General features: G+C 66.6%; 20 protein-coding genes. 11 read left to right on the top strand and 9 right to left on the bottom strand.

Going from position 1 to position 18,783, the window contains the following annotated elements; genetic code table 11:
• Nucleotides 1-77 precede the first annotated feature (77 nt).
• From EGH21_RS09270 to EGH21_RS09255, 4 genes are all read left to right on the top strand, one after another.
• Nucleotides 78-719 carry a DUF4864 domain-containing protein gene (locus EGH21_RS09270; protein ID WP_220618195.1) on the top strand — a complete coding sequence of 214 codons (642 nt, stop codon included), beginning with the start codon at nt 78-80 and terminating at the stop codon, nt 717-719.
• A gap of 126 nt (nt 720-845) precedes the next feature.
• Entirely contained in the window at nt 846-1,634 is a 789-nt protein-coding gene (locus EGH21_RS09265; protein WP_220618194.1) for an SDR family NAD(P)-dependent oxidoreductase, read from the top strand.
• A 61-nt stretch (nt 1,635-1,695) separates the two neighbouring features.
• On the top strand, nt 1,696-2,697 hold the full coding sequence (locus tag EGH21_RS09260; protein ID WP_220618193.1) for an LLM class flavin-dependent oxidoreductase: 1,002 nt from the start codon (nt 1,696-1,698) through the stop codon (nt 2,695-2,697).
• A gap of 54 nt (nt 2,698-2,751) precedes the next feature.
• Entirely contained in the window at nt 2,752-3,762 is a 1,011-nt protein-coding gene (locus tag EGH21_RS09255) for an aldose 1-epimerase (protein WP_220618192.1), read from the top strand.
• 71 nt (nt 3,763-3,833) lie between these two features.
• Here the strand turns inward: EGH21_RS09255 and EGH21_RS09250 are convergent, their stop codons facing one another.
• Together EGH21_RS09250 and EGH21_RS09245 are read right to left on the bottom strand one after the other, a co-directional pair.
• On the bottom strand, nt 3,834-4,331 hold the full coding sequence (locus tag EGH21_RS09250; RefSeq protein WP_236035489.1) for a universal stress protein: 498 nt from the start codon (nt 4,329-4,331) through the stop codon (nt 3,834-3,836).
• Nucleotides 4,332-4,352: 21 nt separating this feature from the next.
• A complete protein-coding gene (locus tag EGH21_RS09245; RefSeq protein ID WP_220618191.1) occupies nt 4,353-4,700 on the bottom strand; it encodes an L-rhamnose mutarotase in 348 nt (115 codons plus the stop codon).
• A gap of 95 nt (nt 4,701-4,795) precedes the next feature.
• Between EGH21_RS09245 and EGH21_RS09240 the strand changes: the two genes are divergently transcribed.
• On the top strand, nt 4,796-5,761 hold the full coding sequence (locus EGH21_RS09240; protein ID WP_220618190.1) for a mannonate dehydratase: 966 nt from the start codon (nt 4,796-4,798) through the stop codon (nt 5,759-5,761).
• A gap of 1 nt (nt 5,762) precedes the next feature.
• On the opposite strand, the gene EGH21_RS09235 is transcribed toward EGH21_RS09240, so the two are convergent.
• From EGH21_RS09235 to EGH21_RS09220, 4 genes are read right to left on the bottom strand one after another with little or no spacing between them, the layout of a single operon-like run.
• Nucleotides 5,763-6,659, bottom strand: coding sequence for an SMP-30/gluconolactonase/LRE family protein (locus EGH21_RS09235; protein WP_220618189.1), 897 nt, complete (start codon nt 6,657-6,659; stop codon nt 5,763-5,765).
• Nucleotides 6,660-6,714: 55 nt separating this feature from the next.
• Nucleotides 6,715-7,545, bottom strand: a complete 831-nt coding sequence (locus tag EGH21_RS09230) for an ATP-binding cassette domain-containing protein (protein WP_220618188.1) — start codon at nt 7,543-7,545, stop codon at nt 6,715-6,717.
• Entirely contained in the window at nt 7,542-8,558 is a 1,017-nt protein-coding gene (locus tag EGH21_RS09225; protein ID WP_220618187.1) for an ABC transporter permease, read from the bottom strand. The genes EGH21_RS09230 and EGH21_RS09225 overlap by 4 nt, the downstream gene beginning before the upstream one ends.
• A 36-nt stretch (nt 8,559-8,594) precedes the next feature.
• Nucleotides 8,595-9,821 carry a sugar ABC transporter substrate-binding protein gene (locus EGH21_RS09220; RefSeq protein ID WP_220618186.1) on the bottom strand — a complete coding sequence of 409 codons (1,227 nt, stop codon included), beginning with the start codon at nt 9,819-9,821 and terminating at the stop codon, nt 8,595-8,597.
• A gap of 409 nt (nt 9,822-10,230) precedes the next feature.
• Here EGH21_RS09220 and EGH21_RS09215 point away from each other — a divergent pair, with 409 nt between their 5' ends.
• The 5 genes from EGH21_RS09215 to gfo6 all read left to right on the top strand — a co-directional run bounded on the left by EGH21_RS09215 (nt 10,231) and on the right by gfo6 (nt 14,750).
• Entirely contained in the window at nt 10,231-10,887 is a 657-nt protein-coding gene (locus EGH21_RS09215) for a transaldolase family protein (RefSeq protein ID WP_220618185.1), read from the top strand.
• Nucleotides 10,888-10,928: 41 nt separating this feature from the next.
• Nucleotides 10,929-11,900 carry a carbohydrate kinase family protein gene (locus EGH21_RS09210; RefSeq protein WP_220618184.1) on the top strand — a complete coding sequence of 324 codons (972 nt, stop codon included), beginning with the start codon at nt 10,929-10,931 and terminating at the stop codon, nt 11,898-11,900.
• 72 nt (nt 11,901-11,972) lie between these two features.
• The gene (locus EGH21_RS09205; RefSeq protein ID WP_220618183.1) at nt 11,973-12,734 is read left to right on the top strand and encodes an IclR family transcriptional regulator; all 762 of its coding nucleotides are present in this window, start codon (nt 11,973-11,975) and stop codon (nt 12,732-12,734) included.
• A gap of 126 nt (nt 12,735-12,860) precedes the next feature.
• Nucleotides 12,861-13,619: an HpcH/HpaI aldolase family protein gene (locus EGH21_RS09200; protein WP_220618182.1), complete on the top strand. Its 759-nt coding sequence runs from the start codon at nt 12,861-12,863 to the stop codon at nt 13,617-13,619.
• Between the two features lie 48 nt (nt 13,620-13,667).
• Nucleotides 13,668-14,750, top strand: coding sequence for a D-xylose 1-dehydrogenase Gfo6 (gene gfo6, locus EGH21_RS09195; RefSeq protein ID WP_220618181.1), 1,083 nt, complete (start codon nt 13,668-13,670; stop codon nt 14,748-14,750).
• A 3-nt stretch (nt 14,751-14,753) separates the two neighbouring features.
• Here the strand turns inward: gfo6 and EGH21_RS09190 are convergent, their stop codons facing one another.
• The 3 genes from EGH21_RS09190 to EGH21_RS09180 form a co-directional block, all read right to left on the bottom strand.
• On the bottom strand, nt 14,754-15,614 hold the full coding sequence (locus EGH21_RS09190) for an MBL fold metallo-hydrolase (protein ID WP_220618180.1): 861 nt from the start codon (nt 15,612-15,614) through the stop codon (nt 14,754-14,756).
• A gap of 102 nt (nt 15,615-15,716) precedes the next feature.
• Nucleotides 15,717-16,793: a substrate-binding domain-containing protein gene (locus EGH21_RS09185; RefSeq protein WP_220618179.1), complete on the bottom strand. Its 1,077-nt coding sequence runs from the start codon at nt 16,791-16,793 to the stop codon at nt 15,717-15,719.
• 72 nt (nt 16,794-16,865) lie between these two features.
• Nucleotides 16,866-17,852, bottom strand: coding sequence for an ABC transporter permease (locus EGH21_RS09180; RefSeq protein ID WP_220618178.1), 987 nt, complete (start codon nt 17,850-17,852; stop codon nt 16,866-16,868).
• 119 nt (nt 17,853-17,971) lie between these two features.
• Between EGH21_RS09180 and EGH21_RS09175 the strand changes: the two genes are divergently transcribed.
• Nucleotides 17,972-18,769, top strand: a complete 798-nt coding sequence (locus EGH21_RS09175; protein ID WP_220618177.1) for an ATP-binding cassette domain-containing protein — start codon at nt 17,972-17,974, stop codon at nt 18,767-18,769.
• Nucleotides 18,770-18,783: the final 14 nt, after the last annotated feature.

Raw genomic sequence — 18,783 nt, 5'->3', positions numbered from 1 at the left:
ATCACCGTTCAAACGCACTATCAGCTCGTAGCGACTTGATGGCAAGACCGAAGACGCTGGCGCCCCTGTGGGTGGCCATGACACGTGCCGACTCGCCCCTCTTCCTCGTCGCCTGTGTTGCGCTCGTGGCGCTGGCAGGGTGTGGCACGTTCTTCGGGTCCGGCGGCGGGCAATCTGAGGGCGGCGACCCCCTCACACCGGCCCCTCGACCCGAGGTATCTACGGCGTCGCCGACGCCGGAGCCGAACGGCCGGTCGCTGGCCGGTGACCCCGACCGGCGCGAGTACTGGGGTGGCATCACCGCGCCGGACAACCGAACTGGCGCGGCCCAACCCCGGTATCTCTCGCTGCGGCCGACGTGTCAGCGGCCGCCGGGACTGGTCGTCCACATCCAGGTCAACGCCCTCCGCAACAACGACCCGGCGACCAACGAGGGCATCAACACGACGTGGCAGTTCGCCGCCCCGACGAACCGACGAGCGGTGGGGTCCTACGAGACGTTCGTCGACGTCGTCACGACGCAGTTCCGCCCCCTGTTGAACGCGTCGACGGTGACGTACGAACCGCTCGAACGCGACGGCGCCCGGGCCCACCAGCGGGTGACGGTGTTCACCGGCGAGACGTCGGCGACGTACCGCTGGCACCTCGAACTGCAGACCGTCCAGACCACCGAACCGTACGGCGGATGCTGGATGACGACTGGCGTCACCACCGAGTGACCCAGTCGGTGTGTGGTCGGGCGAGTGACGTACAGACCGTGACCCCTACTCCGTCGGGACCCGTACCGGGATACGACAGAACCCTGCGGGACGTACTGTTAAGTCGGACGCCGGTGAGTGGCACACATGGCGGCTGACAGACACGCCGACCGAACCGTGATAGTGACAGGTGCGGCGAGCGGTATCGGCCGCGGCATCGCGAGACGATTCGGTGAGGAGGGCGCAAACGTCGTCGTCGCGGACCTGCGCCGCGACCCGAAACAGGGCGAGAAGTACGACACCGACGTGACCACGCCGACGGACGAACTCGTCCGCGAGGAGACGGCCGGCGACGCGACGTACGTCGAGACGGACGTCGGCGACCCCGAGAGCGTCGAGGCGATGGTCGAACGCGTCGTCGATACCTACGACGGCATCGACGTACTCGTGAACAACGCGGGCATCCAAATCGTCGGCGATTCACAGACGACCAGCGTCGAGGAGTGGCAGCAATCCATCGACGTCGACCTGAGCGGCGCGTTCTACTGCGCGAAGTTCGCGATACCGCACATCGTCGAACGCGAGGGCCAGATAATCAACGTCGGGTCCGTCCGCGGGTTCGAGGGTGGCGGCGGCCCGCCGTACGCCGCCGCGAAGGGCGGCGTCGTCAACATGACTCGGGACCTGGCGATGGAACTGGGCGAGGAGAACGTGCGCGTCAACTGCATCAACCCCGGGTACGTCGAGACGCCGCTGCAGGACATCCTCACCGAGGAGGACATGGCCAAGTCACGCGAGCAGACCCTGCTCCCCCGCTTCGGTACGCCGGAGGACGTTGGCGACGCGGCCGTGTTCCTCGCGAGCGAGGAGGCAGGGTTCATCACCGGCGCGAACCTCCCGGTCGACGGTGGCTGGCTGGCACACAGCGGCCTGTGAGTGAGGGCGGCGCCGACCGTCGCGCCCAAACAATTATTCGACTCGCCACCGCAGTGAGCCTATGCAGTTCGACTGGATGGTGCAGTGTTACGCGGGTGCCGGCGTCCACCGGGACACGCCGATGCTCGACACTGTCGACCGCGAGACGGTACTGCAGGGCGTCGACACCGCGGTGGATACGGGGCTGGACGGGCTCTGGGCACCCGACCACTTCATGCTGGGTCCGAAAGCCGAGGAGTACGAGGTGTGGACGCTCCTCTCCGCGCTGGCCGAACGGACCGACGACGTTGACCTCGGTCCGCTCGTCGGTGCCGTCACGTACCGGAACCCGGCCTTGCTCGCGAAGATGGCGACGACGGTGGACGTCCTCTCGGAGGGTCGCCTCCGCCTCGGCCTCGGTGCCGGGTGGCACGAAGCCGAGCACCGGGCTTACGGCTACGACTTCCCCGACATCGGGACCCGCATCGAGATGTTGGAGGAGGGCATACAGGTCGTGAAGGCGATGTTCACCGAGGACGTGCCGTCCTTCGAGGGCGAGCACTTCACCATCGACGAGGCGCTGAACAACCCCAAACCCGTCAGCGACCCGCACCCGCCCATCGTCGTCGGCGGCGCCGGCCCGAAGATGCTCAGACTCGTCGCCCGCCACGCCGACGAGTGGAACGTCGAAATCAGCGCCCGGGCGCGTGGCAAACCAATCGAGTTCAAGGTTAGGAAGTTCGACGAGTACCTCGAGAACGAGGGACGTGACCCGGACGACGTCGAGCGGTCGTGGCTCGCCCACGTCCTCGTCCGCGAGGACGAGGCCGCCGTCGAGGCGGCCGTCGACGACATCTTCCCGCTCCCGTGGGGCGAGGAGTCCGACATGGACGAGACGCTGGACGACGCCGAGGACGCCCGTCAGAAGGGGAGTATGCTCATCGGGACGCCCTCGCAGGTGGCGAGCCAAATCGAGGGTATCCGCGACCTCGGATTCGAGAAACTCCAGTTGATGTTTCTGGACTTCCCCGACACGCACGGGATGGAACTGTTCGGCGACGAAGTGGCGCCACAGTTCCAGTGACCGGCAGCCCGACGGGGCACCGAGGCTTATGTGTCGGAGCGCCGAACCGGCGGCATGGCCTGCACCGTCACCGACGAGTACGAACGGCGCGGCATCGACGCGCTGTTTCTGGAGAACGACCACCTCCGTGTGGAGTTGCTCCCCGGCAAGGGCGGCGACGTCACCCGCATCGTCGACAAGCGGACGGACACGAACGTGCTGTTCGAGGCGCCACACGAGTGGCGGTCCCCGGCCGCCGGGCCCGTCGGCGCTCCCGACGGTGCGTTCTCGTTCCTCGACCACTACCCGGGCGGGTGGCAGAGCGTCCTGCCGGGTGCGGGTGGCCCCTCGGAGGCCCACGGCGCTCCGCTGGGACTCCACGGCGAGTCGACGCTCGTCCCCTTCGAGACGGAGATACTCGCGGACACCGACGAGCGAGCGTCGGTCCGATTGACCGCCTCGCTCACCAGATACCCCTTCGACGTGGAGCGTGACGTGACGCTCTCGGCGGACGAGTCGGCCGTCGAAATCTCGGAGCGCGTCACCAACACCGGCGAGGTGCCGGTCGACTACTCGTGGTTACAACACGTCGCGCTCGGCGAACCGCTCGTCGGCCCCGAGGCGTCGCTCTCCGTGCCCTGCGAGACGGTCCACGTCGACCCAGACCAGACCGCGGCGACCGCTCGACTCCCGCCCGGCGAGACGTACGAGTGGCCGGTCTGCGAGACCGACGACGGGCCGGTCGACCTCCGGGAGTTCCCGCCGAAACGCGACCGCGTCCACGACCTCGTGGCCCTCGCCGACCTCTCCGACGGCCGGTACACCGTCTCGAACCCCGAACTGGACCTCGGCGTGACCGTCGAGTTCCCCGAGTCCCTGTACGAGTACCTGTGGTACTGGCAGGCCTTCGGCGGGTTCGAGTCGGCCCCGTTCTTCGGGCGGAACTACAACGTCGGCCTCGAACCGTGCACGTCGATTCCGAACGCGGGCCTCGCGGAGGCCGTCGAGAACGGCACGGCCGAGACGCTGGGCCCGGGCGAGACGCAGGCGTCGACGGTACGGCTACGGACGCACGGGGCAGAGTAACTACGACCGAATCGGGGTACCGAACGGCGCACGGGCGGAAGTATCGCGCGGTCCTGCGCCGATTCGACCCGTCACTCGGACTGCGGTCGGACGTAGGTCACCGGGCACGGCGAGTTGATGAGGACGTTCTGGGCGTTGCTCCCGAAGACGGCCTTACCGACGGGCGACCGCGACCCGCCGGAGATGACGACGCGGTCGGCGTCCGCCTTCTCGGCGGTCTCGACGATTCCCTCGCTGACGTTCCCGACGACGCCGTCGACGTCGTAGTCGACGCCGTGGTCGTCGAAGACGTCCCCGAGGTACTGGACCGACTGGTGGCGTTCGAGGACGACGTCGACGTCCTCGGCAGTCGCGCTCGGGTAGTCGAGTTCCGCGGCCACCTCGTCGAACTCCTCTCTGGTGAACACGTGCGTGAGGACGACCGTCGCGCCGGTCGGCTTCGCGACCTGCATCGAGACGCGTGCGAGTTGGTCGAGTCGGTCGTCATCTTCCGGGCCGATAGCGAGTACGATGGTGTCGAACGAGAGGTCCATCGCCGCCATCTTCGACGGCGTGTGAAAAAACACCATCGGTCGGCGGAACCGGCGCGCTCAGGACTCCTCCGGTTCGAACCGCCAGATGCACTCCATGAACGGGATGCCCGACTCCGGGTCCGCGTCGGCGTCGACGCCCGACTGCTTGAACTGGCCCGTGTACCGTTCCCACTCTGCGACCGCCTCGTCGCCGTCGACGGCGTCGAGATAGGCGTCTAGGTCCGCACACTCCAGAATGCAGACGGCGACGTCGTCCCGGACGTACAGTTCGAACTCCTCGACGCCGCCCCGGTCCATCGCGTCGGTTACCGCTTCGGGCACGTCGTCGTGAGCCTCGACGTACGCCTCCCGCTGGTCGGGGTCGAGTCGCTGGACGTACACCGCTCGCTCGGTATCCTCGGGCATGTTCGACACCTCTCGGGCAGTCTCAATGAGTGTTGTGCCGGCCGCTACCCGCACGACCCCGAGAGTATTTGTACCGGGCCGACGGGAGATGGGCTATGGTCTCGCCTGCACTCATCCTGCCGCACGAGCCGGACGAACGCTGGCAGCTAGCCAGACAGATGGGCGTCGAGAAAGCGGTCGTCCACCCGCTCGAAATCGGGGACGGTCGGACCCACTGGACCTACGACGATCTGCAGGGACTGGCCAACTGGCTGACCGACGCCGGCCTCGAGTTCGCCGTGCTCGAAGGGTCGGTCCCTATCTCCGACCGCATCAGACTCGGACGTGAGGGCCGCGACGAGGACATCGAGGAGTTCAAACAGTTCCTGAGGAACTGCGGCGAGGTCGGTATCCCGGTGGTCTGTTACGACTGGATGGCCGGCGTGCGGTGGGCGCGGACCGCCGCCCACGTCCAGTCCCGCGGTGGCTCTTACGTCACCGAGTTCGACGTCGAGAAGGTGCAGGGCGGTCCCGCCCAGTTCGACGACGTGACCCACGAGGACGTCTGGGAGGCTATCGAGTACTTCCTGCGGGAGGTGACGCCCGTCGCGGAGGAAGCGGGCGTCAAACTCGGTCTCCACCCGGACGACCCGCCCCGGGAGTCCCTGCGTGGCACCCCGCGAATCGTCGACAGCGTCGAGGCCTACGACCGGGTGCTAGAGGCCTACGACAGCGAGCACAACGGCGTGACCTTCTGTCAGGGGAACTTCGCGGCGATGGGGGCCGACATCCCAGCGGCCATCGAACACTTCGGCGACCGCATCAACTTCGTCCACTTCCGCGACGTGGAGGGCGACGCCGACCGGTTCGTCGAGACGTGGCACGACGCCGGCCCGACGGACATGCTGGCCGCGATGCGTGCCTACGAGGACCACGTCGGCGACGACGTGCCGATGCGGCCCGACCACGTCCCGACGATGGCCGGCGAGGACAACTCGAACCCGGGCTACCACACGAAGGGTCGGCTGTTCGCCATCGGCTACATGCGCGGACTACGCGAGCAAGTGCGCGCGGACCGCTGACTCACACCTCGACGTCGGACCGGAACTCCTCGCGGCCGGTCACGCCGAGGTCGACGCGGTAGAGGCTCCCGGCCCCCTCGCCCTCCACGGCGCGCGTCTCGACGCAGGCCGTCGTCACGTAGGCCGTCCCGTAGTCGTCTCCGGCGAAGGTCACCGACGACACCTTGCGGGGGTCGAACCGGACCGTCTCCACACGGGTGCCCTCGGGGCTGAACCGAATCAGTTTGTGGCCGTCCCAGAACGCCGACCAGAGGTAGCCCTCGCCGTCGACGGTCATCCCGTCGGGCAGTCCCTCGATGCCGCTGGCGTCGACGACCGTCTGGGGGTTCGAGATGGCGCCCGTGGCGCGGTCGTAGTCGTAGCGGTAGATGTATCCCGGACACTCGGGGTCGACTTCGCCAGTGTCGGTGAAGTAGAACCCGGACTGGTCGAGCGTGAACCCCATGCCGTTGGGGAGGACGCACTCCTCGCGGACGAGTTCGAAGGTCCCGTCGGTGTCCAGTCGGTACAGTTGTCCGGGCAGGTCCCGGTCCGTGTCGGGCATCACGCCAGCGAAGACGCGCCCCTCGGGGTCGGCGACGACGTCGTTGAACCGCTCGTGGAACCTGTCTGGGTCCGGGTCCGTGACGGCGTCGACGGTCCCCGAGTGCTGGTCGAGTCGGCGGACCGCGCCGGCCTCCTGAAACAGGAGCAACGTCCCGTCGGTCTGGATGGTGAACCCCCCGATACGCTCGTCGGTGTCCTCGTAGACCAGTTCGTGGTCGTCGGCCGCCGGGTCGTAGCTGTACAGGCGACCCCGCGGGATGTCGACCCAGTACAGCAGTTCGTCGCCCGGATGCCAGAGCGGTCCCTCTCCGGTCTCACAGGCGACGTCGACGACGAGTTCGGGTGTCGGCATACACTACCCTCCGACCCCGTGTCCCGTAAAATTATGCGCCGAAACGGCCCGCGTCTCAGTCGTCGTCCAGCAGGCCGGCGTCCAGCGTCCCCGTCGTCATCAGTTCGTTCAACTCCTCGAGGTCGGTCTCCCCGGGTTGCTTGATGTCGACGAGACTGCCCTGATAGAGGACGCCGATGCGGTCGGCGTGTGCGAGGACGGACTCGATGTTGTGGCTGACGATGACGATGGTGATTCCCTCTTCGGCCAGTCTGTCGAGGGTGTCCTGCACGAGACGGGTCGCGTCGACGGAGAGCGCGCTCGTCGGTTCGTCCAGGATGATGACGTCCGGGTCGAACGCGAGGGCGCGGCCGATGGCCACGAGTTGGCGCTGCCCGCCGGAGAGGAACTCCACTTCGGTCTTGATGTCGACGTCCCGGCCGAGTTGGTCCATCATTATCTGGCGGGACCGCTCGTACGTGGTCTCCCAGTCGATGAAGGAGAGGGGCCCGAAACCCCGGCGGGGGAACTGCCCCATGAAGATGTTCGTCGCGATGTCGAGGTCGTCCATCAGCGCGAGGTCCTGATACACCGTCTCGATGCCGTTGTCGCGAGCGTCCGAGGGGTTCGAGAACTGAACCTCGCGGCCGTCCTTGTAGATGGTCCCTTTCGTGGGCGCGTGGACGCCGCTGAGGACGTTCATCAGCGTCGACTTCCCGGCGCCGTTGTCGCCCACGAGGGCGAATATTTCGGACTCCTGGATGTCGAGCGTCACGTCGTCGACGGCGACGATACGCCCGAACTGTTTGGTGATGTTCTCGACGCGGAGTTTCGGCTCGCCGGCCTCGTCGGTGGCCGGACTGCCGGCGGCCTCCTGCTCGGCCGTCCCGCTGTCCTCGACGCTCATACCGCACCACTCGCGAGGATGCGAGCCCGAAGTTTGGCCTGCGTGCTGTACAGCAGTATCGCCGCCAGTAACACGAATCCGTTGACCATCTGTATCTGGGTCGCTCCGACCGCGGGGCTGTTGTTCAGCGCCGACTGCACCAACTGGATGAGGACGACGCCGCCGAGCGCGCCGGTAATCTTCCCGCGCCCGCCGAACAGGCTGATGCCGCCGATGACCGCACCGGCGAAGGCCTGGAACACCAGCCCTTCACCGATGAGCGGGGGGACGACGCCGACGAACCCGGTCAGCATCAGACCCGCGATGGCCGCCAACAGCCCGCTGATGGTGTAGACGACGATGATGAGCCGTTCGGTGTCGATACCGACCTCCCGGGCCGACTTCTCCGAACTCCCCAGCGCGTACACCGCCTGCCCGAACGTGGTAAAGCGCATGAGCAGGCCGAACACGAGGAAGGCGAACAGGAGCACGGCGATGGCGAACTCCGGGGTGCCGCCGACGTCGACGTAGAGCCTCGGCAGTCCCGTCACCGGTTGCGTCTGCATCGCCGTCTTGCCACCCTCGAAGATGATGAGGAAGGCCAGCGTCTGCAGGAACGGGTTGAGCCCGACCTTCGCTATCATGATGCCGTTGACGAGGCCGATGAGCGCCCCCGTCACGAGGATGATGCCGAACCCGGCCCACGGACTGGTGGTGACGCCCCAGCAACTCGGGCAGGTGCCCAGAATCATGCCGGTGAACATCGCCGAGAAGCCCGCTATCGACCCGATGGAGAGGTCGAAGTGCCCGGACAGCAGACACAGGCTCTCCGCGAGGACCAGCAACCCGATTGGGACGGCCGCCCAGAGGACCAGGCGAATCGCCTGGACGTTTCTGAGCGTCTGCGGGACGAACACGAGGACGCCGAGGATGACGACGGCCAGTATCGGCCAGATCATGTTGTCCAACAGGGTCAGTATCACGTCGTCTCTGTCGCCGAACGTTCGCCCGATGAAGCCTTGTTCCGTAGACATAGTGTAGGGGGAGTGGAGTGTCGTTAGATGCCGCGCTCAGCCCCAGACGTTACCCCAGAGGAACGGCTGGTCGTAGTTCTCTTGGGTGATGACGATGCTGTTGGTCCGGAACCACGGGTGGCCGTTCTGCTCGCGCATGATGCCCGGTTCCCAGATGGGTTCGGACCACATCTCCACGCCCTTGTGTTGACCCGGTTCGATGGTGAGCTGGTCCGAGGTGACCTCCGACCCGACTTCGGGGATGACGCTGTCGTCCATCCCCGACTCCACGTACTGTTTCATGTACTGCATGGCGATGGGGTTGTAGAAGTAGTTGGGCTGGTCGACGGCGGCGTCGATGGTGCCGTCCCCGACGAGCGGGTTGACCTCCGGACTGCCGTCCATCTGGGTGAGGACGATGTGTCCTTCCTCGCCTTTCGACACCAGCATGTCGAGGTTACGGAGTGCCTGCACCACGCCGAGCCCCATCGAGAGGTTCCCGGAGTAGATGCCGTCGACGCGGCCGTTCGCGTTGACCCACTCCTGTACCGTGGACTGGGCCACGTCACGAGCGTACTCGCCGTTGAGCGTCTGGACGACTTCGATGTTGTCCTGTTCGGCCATCACGTCGAGGAAGCCCTGCGAGCGCTGGTTGGCCGACTGGTTGCCCTGAATCCCGCGGACGTTGAGGACGCGGTAGCTGTCCTTGTTCGGGTACTGTTCGTCGAGTGCCGAGACCATCTGCTCGGCCGAACTCGCGCCGCCGTCGTAGTTGCTGAATCCGACGTACAGCGGAATCTCCGAACTGGAGGTGTCCGCGTTGGTCGCGAACACCGGCTTCCCGGCGTTCATCGCCTCGTTGATAGCGCCCTCCGCGGCACCGGTCGACCAGACGCCGACGAGGATGGCGTCGTGGTCCCCGTTCGTGAAGTCGCGGATGTCCTGTACCTGTTTCTGGGCGCTCTGCTGGTTCGGTCGGACGTCGAGTTCGATGCCGAGGTCCTCGGCGTAGAACTCGGCGGCCTCGATGTACGCCGTAATCCACGATCCCCCGCGGACGTACGCAGACATCCCGACTTTCTCCAGCGTGTTTCCGCCACTGCCGCCGTTTCCGCCGGTGGTGGTGCCGCCGTTGCCTCCGTCGCCGCCGTCGCTGCCGCCGTCACCACCGTCGCCGCCGCCGTCGCCGCCGTCGCCGCCGTTTCCGCCACAGCCGGCGATAGAGACTGTGGTAATCGCAGCACCGGTCGCCTTGATAAATCTGCGTCTGGTATTATCTGCCATACAGGGCTGAGATTGAGAGTGAACCTACATAAAGCTTGTCGAAAAACCATGATAAACACGGCCGCGTGGCCGTGCGAAGCCAATCAGGACCGCGTTTCGCCAAATGGCTGACCGATGGCGTGGCGGCGACTCGACGGAACGACCGACGCTGTGGCGGACCAGTGTGATCGAATTGTCGTTCGTTCTGCACGTTCGGGGACTAAACAAAAACTGGGTGCGTACCCAGCCAGTAACGGTCGGAACGAAGTCACAGAGAGCAGTCCGAACATGGCGGACGATCTGTGACGAGATTGTAAATAACGATTATTCGGGATTGTTTCGGGCCAGGCCTGCACGCTTCTGCACGGGACGACGACGCGGTCCCTCGGCGGCGGTAGCTTCTTTTCGTCACGTCGCGGACGTGGGAGTCGTGAACCTGTACATCGACACGGCGGACCGCGACCGTATCGCCGACGCCGTCGCACTCGGCGTCGTAGACGGTGTCACCACCAACCCGTCCATCGTGGCGGAGGCCGGACTGGAGTACCGTGAGGCGGTCACCGCTATCGCCGACCTCGTCGAGGGGCCGGTGTTCGCACAGGTCGTCGCCGACGACGTGGACGGGATGGTCCGCGAGGCGCGCGGCTATCAGGAGTGGGCCGACGACGTCGTCGCGAAGATTCCGGCGACCCGTCAGGGGTTCGAAGCGCTCGCCCGCCTCCGCGAGGCGGGCGTGCCCGCCGGCACGACAGTCGTGTTCTCCGTCGAACAGGCCGTCTTGGCGGCGAAGAACGACGCCTCGTTCGTCGCGCCGTACGTGGGCCGACTCGACGACGCCGGCGAGGACGGCGTCGAGACGGTCCGTCGAATCCAGTCGATGTACGACACCTACGGCTTCGAGACAGACGTGTTGGCCGCGAGCATCCGCAACACCACGCAGGCCGTCGCGCTGTACGAGGCCGGCGTCGACGCGGTGACGCTGTCGCCCGACGTCCTCTACGACCACGTCCCGCACCCGAAGACCGACGAGGGCGTCGCTGGGTTCGCGGCGGCGTGGGGCGACAGAGGGAGTCCGCTGGAGGAGTGAGCGGAGCAGTAGCTAAGTAGCGGGCCGGTGAATCCTGTGCTATGACGTCCGACCCGACAGTGCTGGTGGCAGGCGATACGCTCGTCGACTTCGTCCCCGAGCGGCCGGGTCCGCCGGGAGACGCCGGGGGCTATCGGCCGAAGTTCGGCGGGTCGGGGGCGAACGTCGCCCTCGCCCTCGACCGCATCGGCGTCCCGCCGTTGTTCTGGACGCGACTGGCGACGGACGACTTCGGTGCCTTCCTGCGCTCGCACCTCGACGACTCGGCGATTCCCGACTCGTTCGTCGTCACGGACCCCGAGGCCCGGACCACGCTGGCCGTCGTCACCCACGACGCCGACGGCGACCGGTCGTTCACCTTCTACCGCGAGGGCGGTGCGGACACGCGCTTCCAGACCGGTACCGTCCCCGACGAGACGCTGGACGCAGTGTCGTGGGTCCACACGACGGGCGTCACCGAGAGCGTCGAACCCAGTCGGTCAGCGACGCTGGAACTCCAACAGCGAGCGAGCGAGCACTGTACCGTCTCGCTCGACCCGAACTGGCGACCGGAGATGTGGGAGAGTCACCACGAGTTCCGCGCGGTCGTTCGCGGGTCGCTGGAGGCCGTCGACGTGGTCAAAGCCACGCCAGAGGACCTCGCCGCGGCCGGATTCGAGCACGACGACCCCGAACGCCTCGCCCGGGCCGTCACCGACTACGGCCCGCACACCGTCGTGTTGACGATGGGGGACGCGGGGGCGCTGTGCTACGGAACCGACGCGAGCCCCGTGCAGGGCGTTGCTCGCCACCCCGGCTACGACGTCGACGTCGTCGACACGACGGGGGCCGGGGACGCGTTCCTCGCGGCGTTCATCGCCGCGCTGACCAACGGGGTCCGAGACGCCGACGACGCCCTCTCGCTGGCGAACGCGGCGGGGGCCGTCGCCACGACGCAAGCGGGTGCCGTGTCGGCGCTGACCGGGTTCGAACAGATACGGCGGTTCCACGACGAGATTCCGTGGGCCGCCTAGTCGTCCCGGATAGGCGCACACCTGTTCCGCCGTGGTGAACACATCTATATGCGAGGGTTCCGTACCGGCCATATGGCCGGTCAGAACAACACCATCGACGCGACCAAGACGTCGTTGCGAATCATCGAGGAACTGAAACGCCTCGACGGGGCGGGGGTCACGACCGTCGCGGACGAACTCGGTATCGCGAAGAGTACCGTCCACAACCACCTCCAGACGCTCACGGAAGAGGAGTACATCAACTGCGAGGACGGTGTCTACCGTGTCGGCCTGCGCTTTCTGGAACTCGGGGAGTACACGCGAAACAGGATGGACATCTACGAGAAGGCTCGTCCAGAGGTGCTCGCACTGGCCGAGGAGACGGGCGAGATGGCCAACGCCGCCGTCGAGGAACACGGGACGGGCGTCTACATCACGCGGGCCGAAGGGACGGAAGCCGTCAGCGTCGACACCTACGCCGGCAAGCGCGTGAAACTCCACTGCACCGCCCTCGGGAAGACGATTCTCGCCGAACTCCCCGAGGACCGCGTCGACGAAATCATCGAGACCCACGGCCTCCCGGAACGGACGGAGAACACCATCACCGACCCGGACGAACTGAAGGCGGAACTCGACGCCATCCGTGACCGGGGGTACGCGTACGACCGCGAGGAACGGCTCCCGGGCCTCCGGTGTGTGGCCGCACCGGTCGTCTCCGAGGACGGGCGCGTCGTCGCGGCCCTCAGCGTCTCCGGCCCGACGACCCGCATCAAAGGCGACCTGTTCCACGAGGAGATTCCGGAACTGCTCCGCTCCTCGGCCAACGTCATCGAAATCAACATGGCGTACTCGTAGACGGGCCACTGGACGGGCGACCGGCCGTTCGGGAGGGCGGACACTCTCAATCTGATTCCCGTGACGAGGACTGTCGGACCTTGGAGCAGAAGTTAGTTTCAAGTGACACGACGACCGACGTACGGTATGGCCTCACCGTCGCTGAGAGCGCGGTTACTGGACGGCGAGACGCTCCTCGGGACGTTCCAACTCATCGACTCGCCGATGGCCGCCGAGATAGCCGGCGTCGCCGGGTTCGACTTCACCATCCTCGACCAGGAACACGGGCCGCTGACCGCCGAGTCCTGCGTCGGCATGTGTGCGGCCGCGGAGCGCGCCGGTGCCGCCCCCGTCGTTCGAGTCCGGAACAACTCTGAAGCCGAGATACAGCGAGCGCTCGACATCGGCGCGGCGGGCGTCGAGATTCCACAGGTCGAGACGGGCGCGGACGCCCGGGCGGCCGTCGACCACGCACGCTTCGACCCGCTCGGGTCCCGCGGGTTCTCCCCGTACGTCCGCGCCGGAGGGTACACCGGGGGCGACGACTACACCGACCGGCAGAACGAGACGACGGCTGTCGTCGTCCACATCGAGGGCGAGCGAGGCGTGGAGAACCTCGACGACATCGTCGCCGTCGACGGCATCGACGTGTTGTTCCTCGGCCCGTACGACATGTCACAGTCGCTCGGCATCCCGGGGCAGGTGCGGGACGACCGCGTCGAAGCCCTGATGCAGGAGGTGTGCGACCGGGCGGCGGACGCGGGGACGGTCGTCGGGACGTACGCCGACGACCCCGAGATGGCCCGGCAGTGGATAGCCGCGGGCGCACAGTACGTCGCCATCGGCGTCGACGGGGCCGTCCTCACCCGCGCCTTCGAAGACGTCGTTGAGGCGGTGACCGGCTAGTCCCGACGCCGGCGGTAGCTCTTTTGTCACCGGGACTGAACGACCGGTATGGAACTGACCGCGCTGACAGACGAGTTCGACCGACGCGACTGGCAGCACGTGACCGAGACGGACGACCCCGTCAGGTTCGCGATGGTGGGGCTCGGCTGGTGGACCCGGGAGCAGGCGATGCCGGCCGTCGCGTCGGGTGACCTCTGTGAGACGACGGTGCTGGTCAGCGGCGACCGGGAGAAAGCCGAGTCCGTCGCCGCCGACTCGGCGACGGTCGACCACGCCGTCACCTACGAGGAGTTCCACGACGGCGCCGCCAGCGAGGCCTACGACGCCGTCTACGTCGTCACGCCGAACGCCCGGCACCTGCCGTTCGTCGAGACGGCTGCCGAACTCGGGAAGGACGTCCTCTGCGAGAAGCCGATGGAGGCGACCGTCGACCGTGCCGAGCAGATGGTCGCGGCGTGTAACGAACACGACGTGACGCTGATGGTCGCCTACCGGATGCACACCGAACCGGCCGTCCGGCGGGCCAAGGACGTCGTCGACGCGGGGTACGTCGGCGACCCGGTGTTCGTCCACGGCAACATGAGCGAACCCATCCTCGAACTCGTCCCGGACCCGGACCAGTGGCGGCTCGACTGGGAGTTGTCCGGCGGGTGTGCGACGATGGACATCGGCATCTACTCGCTCAACACCGCTCGGTTCCTGTTAGACGCCGACCCGGTGCGCGTGCAGGGGTCGGTCGCGTCCGTACGACCGGAGTTCGACGACGTCCCGGACGAACACGCCGCCTTCCAGGTCGACTTCCCGGACCACACGTTCGCCGTCTGCACGGCCAGTCAGAACGCCGCGATGGCGAGTCACATCAGAGTGACCGGCACGGAGGGGGAAGTCCGCGTCGAACCGGCCTTCTACCCGTGGGACGAGCGGCGACTCCACGTCTCCCACGGCGGGTCGGACATCGACGTCTCCTTCGAGCAGATAGACCAGATGGAAGAGGAGTTCGAGTACTTCTCGCACTGCCTGCTGACCGGCGAGGACCCGTACGCCGACGGGGAACACGGACTGGTCGACATCCGGGCGCTCAAGGGCGTCTACGAGGCCGCCGAGGACGGGCGCGTCGTCGAACTCGGCTAGGTCTCAGCGGTGCGTCGACGGCGGGACGACGCCCGAGGACCCGACGTCGACCCGGTCGCCGACGCGGACCACCTCCAGCGTGCGGGGATACTCGTAGGACGCGACGTGTTCGTGCAGGACCTTCGGGTCACCGGCGACGCCCTTCCACATGTCGAAGTGCGACGGCAGGAGGCGGTCCAGTTGCAGGTCGTTCGCGGCCTCGACCACCTCGTTCTCGGACATGTACCACTTCGTCGGTCGCGTCTCGCCGTCCTCGGTGTGGTGGATGCGGCCGACGGTGCCGAACGCGAGGACGCCGAGGTCGACGTCGAACGCCTCGCCGATTCCTGCGAAGGCGTCGGCCGGTTTGCTGTCCCCCGGATGGAAGAACGTCCCCGCGTCGTGTTCGACGACGTAGGAGACCGGTTCGATGGCGTCGCCGTCGTCGGCGCCTCTGACGTGGACCGTGAAGTCCCCGACGGTGAACGAGTCGCCCTCGTCGACGACCGAGCGCTGGTCCTCGTCGACTCGCAGGTGGCCGTCGTAGTCGGGCGCGTCGTACGACGCTTGCGGAGCGTGGAGCGTCCCGCCGTCGTCGAGGAGCGGTCCGTACGACGGCGGGTGCATGTGGTCGATGTGTTCGTGCGTGACGAGGACGGCGTCGGCCGTCCCGTCTGCGGAGTCCATCGGGACCGGAATCATCCGGACGAGTTTCGGCGGGTCGCCGTCACCGAAGTACGGGTCGACGTACAGCGTCGTCGTCGCCGACTTCAGGACGAAGCCGTTACAGCCGAGGTACCAGACGGCGACCCCGTCGGGCGTGGCCTGCGCTATCTCCTCGGCGAGCCAATCCCCCCACGTCGCGTGAATCGTGTCCTGTGTCATGTGTGGTGGTCGTGTTCGGTCGGCTGTCCGTTCGCAGTAGTGACCGACTACCGCGGCGGGCCGGACTGTCCGGGAACAGTCGAACGCCGCCGACGGCCGCGTTCAGCCGAAGTACTGGCCGAGGTAGTCGGAGGCGTTCGCTTGAGTGACTTCGAGCCCTTCGATGACGATGGTGTCCTCGACGTCGTCCCCGGCGAGGTGGGCCTTCCCCGTCTCGATGGCGGTGTCGACCATCTCCTCGGGCAACTGTGCGATGGTCCCGTAGAACTGGTTGTCCGAGAACAACTGCACCCACGCCTCCGTACCGTCGATGCCGGTGACTGGCACCGACATGTTCGCGTTCTGGAGCGCCCGATGGGCGCCGAGCGCCATCAGGTCGTTCTGGCAGAACACGCCGTCTATCTCGTCGCCGTACTGGGTGATGAAGTCCTCCATGACGCTCAGGGCGTTCTGGGTGGAGAACTCGCCAGTCTGGCTCGCGAGGCGGTTCAGACTGTCGTTCTCGCTGACGGCGTTGCTGAACCCTTCGCCCCGGTCGTTGGTCACGCTCGCGCCGGGGGTGCCCTCCAGCTGGACGACGTTGTAGGTGTCCTGCTGGCCCATCTCCTGCATGAAGGAGAGACAGAGCTCCGTCGACCGGCGGCCGAGTTGGACGTTGTCGGAGGCGACGTAACTCACGGTATCCCCCTCGGCGACGTTCCGGTCGATGGCGACGACGGGGATGCCGGCGTCGTTGGCCTGTCGGATAGCGCTGATGACGCCCTCGGCCGTGATGGCCGAGATGAGCAGGAGGTCTACCTCGTTCGAGATGGCCGTCTCGACGTCGGAGACCTGCGTGCTCTGTGAGTTCCCGGCGTCGTAGAACGTGGAGTCCGAGGCGACGGTCCCTTCGCTCTTGGCGGCGTCGAACGCGTTCTGCATCCGGGCGAAGAACGTGAACTCCAGCGACGGGACCGAGAGCGCGACGGAGGGCGGTCCGCTCTCGGTCGTCGTCTGCTCGCCGTCATCGCCGTCACCGCCACCGTCACCACCGTCGCCACCGTCGCTAGCGGTCGTCTCGGTCGTTCCGCCACCGTCACCGCCGCCGTCGCCGCCGTCACCACCACAGCCAGCGACGAGCGCCGTCCCTACAATCGCTCCGGTACGGATAAACCGCCGTCTGGGAATGTCGCGTGACATACACTACCACAGTTCGACACGCGGTGTGAAAGAAGTATCGGTGGAAATGAAGGTTATTTCAGTTATCAGGAATCAGTCCTGTCCGACGACGTTCGCGAGGACGGCCAGCATCAGGACGATGCCCTGCGCGACGAGTTGGCCCGAGGGTCCGACGCCCATGAGGTTCAGGCCGTTCTGGAGGACGCCGAGGATGAGGACCCCGACGAGCGTTCCGACCATGTTCCCGGACCCGCCGAAGAGGTTCGCGCCCCCGAGGATGACGGCTGCGATGGGCGGGAGGAGGAGTCCGGACCCCATCGTCGGGATGGCGCTCCCGAGACGGCCGAGGGTGACGAGGCCAGCGATGCCCGCGAACACGCCGGAGATGACCAGCGTCCCGAGGCGCACCACCGGGACGTTGATACCCATGCGTTCTGCGGCCTGCCTGTCGCCCCCGATAGCGTAGATGTAGAGGCCGAACTTGGTGTACGAGAGGAGCAACTGGGAGACGACGAGTAACGTGAGGAAGACGACGACGATGCTGGGGAAGCCGAACACTCGCGACCCGCCCAGTGCGGTCAGCGACGGCGGTAGTCCGATGATGGGGCGGTTCCCCGAGACGATGAGGCCGAGCCCGTCGGCGAGGAACAGCATCGCCAACGTCGTCATGAAGGAGGGGACGCCGAACCGGGCGGTGACGAACCCCGAGACGGCGCCGAACGTCCCGCCCAGCGACAGGCCGACGACGATGGCCGCTACGACGGGGATTGCGAAGCCCTCGAACAGGCGAGCGCCGACGGCGAGCGTCGCGATGGTGAGCCCCGATATCTCCATCACCTGTGCGATGCTCAGGTCGATCTCCGCACAGAGAATCGGGAAGGTGACGCCGATGGCCATGATGCCGATAATCGACACCTGTTGGAGGACGTTCACCTGATTGCCCACGGTGAGGAACCGGTCGTTCAGGACGGTGAACGCGACGTAGAGGCCGACGAGACCGAGTATCGGCCCGTACTGGCCTAGCTGTTCGAGCGTCACCTGCTCCCGGGCAGCGCCGAAGTCGACGGCCGTGCGCGCCATGCCGTATCGGTTCTGCCGTCGCGGTATTATAACTTTGGCACAGTTGACAGGTCTGCCGCCGCTCACTCCCGGCCCCGTCGGGGCGAACGCTTTTATTGTCCCACCGACATTTCACAGCCATGGCCGAGGCGACTCAGCGCGACGTCGACCACATCGTCGAGATGGAGGGGATAACGAAGACGTTCGGCGAGGTGGTAGCGCTGGAAGACGTCACGTTCCGCCTCCGACGCAACGAGATTCTCGCGCTGGCGGGCGACAACGGCGCCGGGAAGTCGACCCTCATCAAGTGTCTGGCCGGGGCGCTCCAGCCGGATTCGGGGACGATTCACGTCGACGGGGAGCGCGTCGAGATTCCGAACCCACGCGTCGCGAAGGATTTGGGCATCGAGACGACGTTTCAGGACCTCGCCGTCGCCGGCAACCTCACTGTCACACAGAACATCTTTCTCGGCCGCGAGTCGGTCAGCGGGCCCGACAGCCTCTTCGGCGTGCTCGACAAGTCGGCGATGCGCGAGCGCGCACAGGAACTGCTCGACGACCTCGAGATACACGTCGACGTCGCCGAGAAAGTGTCGAACCTCTCGGGCGGCGAACGGCAACTCGTCAGCATCTCGCGGACGCTCCTCTCGGACCCGAAAATCGTCATCATGGACGAACCGACGAGCGCCCTCTCGGTCGAGGGTGCCGACAGGGTCCTCCAACTTATCGACCGGATGCAGAGTCAGGGCATCTCCATCGTCCTCATCTCCCACAACCTCGACTACATCAGGCGGGCCGCGGACCGCGTCCACGTCCTCCATCAGGGTCGCAGTGCCGGCATCATCGACGCCGACGAGTTCGACCAGGACGAAATCGTCAAGCGCATGGTCGCCGGGCAGCCCGACGCGGAGCGTGGCGAACAGACGGCCGACCTCTGACCCCGTGGACGGCG

This window comes from Haloarcula rubra, assembly GCF_019599465.1.
Classification (GTDB): domain Archaea; phylum Halobacteriota; class Halobacteria; order Halobacteriales; family Haloarculaceae; genus Haloarcula; species Haloarcula rubra.
The sequence above is the reverse complement of the archived record's forward strand: the minus strand, read 5'-3'. Positions and strand labels throughout refer to the sequence as shown.

What these genes read in the sequence shown, in the direction of transcription:
- gfo6 (WP_220618181.1), top strand. Translation starts at nt 13,668, where the DNA reads ATGGAACTGACCGCGCTGACAGACGAGTTCGACCGACGCGACTGGCAG.
- EGH21_RS09205 (WP_220618183.1), top strand. Translation starts at nt 11,973, where the DNA reads ATGGCCGGTCAGAACAACACCATCGACGCGACCAAGACGTCGTTGCGA.
- EGH21_RS09235 (WP_220618189.1), bottom strand. Translation starts at nt 6,659, where the DNA reads ATGCCGACACCCGAACTCGTCGTCGACGTCGCCTGTGAGACCGGAGAG.
- EGH21_RS09225 (WP_220618187.1), bottom strand. Translation starts at nt 8,558, where the DNA reads ATGTCTACGGAACAAGGCTTCATCGGGCGAACGTTCGGCGACAGAGAC.
- EGH21_RS09240 (WP_220618190.1), top strand. Translation starts at nt 4,796, where the DNA reads ATGGTCTCGCCTGCACTCATCCTGCCGCACGAGCCGGACGAACGCTGG.
- EGH21_RS09210 (WP_220618184.1), top strand. Translation starts at nt 10,929, where the DNA reads ATGACGTCCGACCCGACAGTGCTGGTGGCAGGCGATACGCTCGTCGAC.
- EGH21_RS09245 (WP_220618191.1), bottom strand. Translation starts at nt 4,700, where the DNA reads ATGCCCGAGGATACCGAGCGAGCGGTGTACGTCCAGCGACTCGACCCC.
- EGH21_RS09230 (WP_220618188.1), bottom strand. Translation starts at nt 7,545, where the DNA reads ATGAGCGTCGAGGACAGCGGGACGGCCGAGCAGGAGGCCGCCGGCAGT.
- EGH21_RS09200 (WP_220618182.1), top strand. Translation starts at nt 12,861, where the DNA reads ATGGCCTCACCGTCGCTGAGAGCGCGGTTACTGGACGGCGAGACGCTC.
- EGH21_RS09190 (WP_220618180.1), bottom strand. Translation starts at nt 15,614, where the DNA reads ATGACACAGGACACGATTCACGCGACGTGGGGGGATTGGCTCGCCGAG.
- EGH21_RS09255 (WP_220618192.1), top strand. Translation starts at nt 2,752, where the DNA reads ATGGCCTGCACCGTCACCGACGAGTACGAACGGCGCGGCATCGACGCG.
- EGH21_RS09180 (WP_220618178.1), bottom strand. Translation starts at nt 17,852, where the DNA reads ATGGCGCGCACGGCCGTCGACTTCGGCGCTGCCCGGGAGCAGGTGACG.
- EGH21_RS09175 (WP_220618177.1), top strand. Translation starts at nt 17,972, where the DNA reads ATGGCCGAGGCGACTCAGCGCGACGTCGACCACATCGTCGAGATGGAG.
- EGH21_RS09265 (WP_220618194.1), top strand. Translation starts at nt 846, where the DNA reads ATGGCGGCTGACAGACACGCCGACCGAACCGTGATAGTGACAGGTGCG.
- EGH21_RS09250 (WP_236035489.1), bottom strand. Translation starts at nt 4,331, where the DNA reads ATGGTGTTTTTTCACACGCCGTCGAAGATGGCGGCGATGGACCTCTCG.
- EGH21_RS09270 (WP_220618195.1), top strand. Translation starts at nt 78, where the DNA reads ATGACACGTGCCGACTCGCCCCTCTTCCTCGTCGCCTGTGTTGCGCTC.
- EGH21_RS09220 (WP_220618186.1), bottom strand. Translation starts at nt 9,821, where the DNA reads ATGGCAGATAATACCAGACGCAGATTTATCAAGGCGACCGGTGCTGCG.
- EGH21_RS09260 (WP_220618193.1), top strand. Translation starts at nt 1,696, where the DNA reads ATGCAGTTCGACTGGATGGTGCAGTGTTACGCGGGTGCCGGCGTCCAC.
- EGH21_RS09185 (WP_220618179.1), bottom strand. Translation starts at nt 16,793, where the DNA reads ATGTCACGCGACATTCCCAGACGGCGGTTTATCCGTACCGGAGCGATT.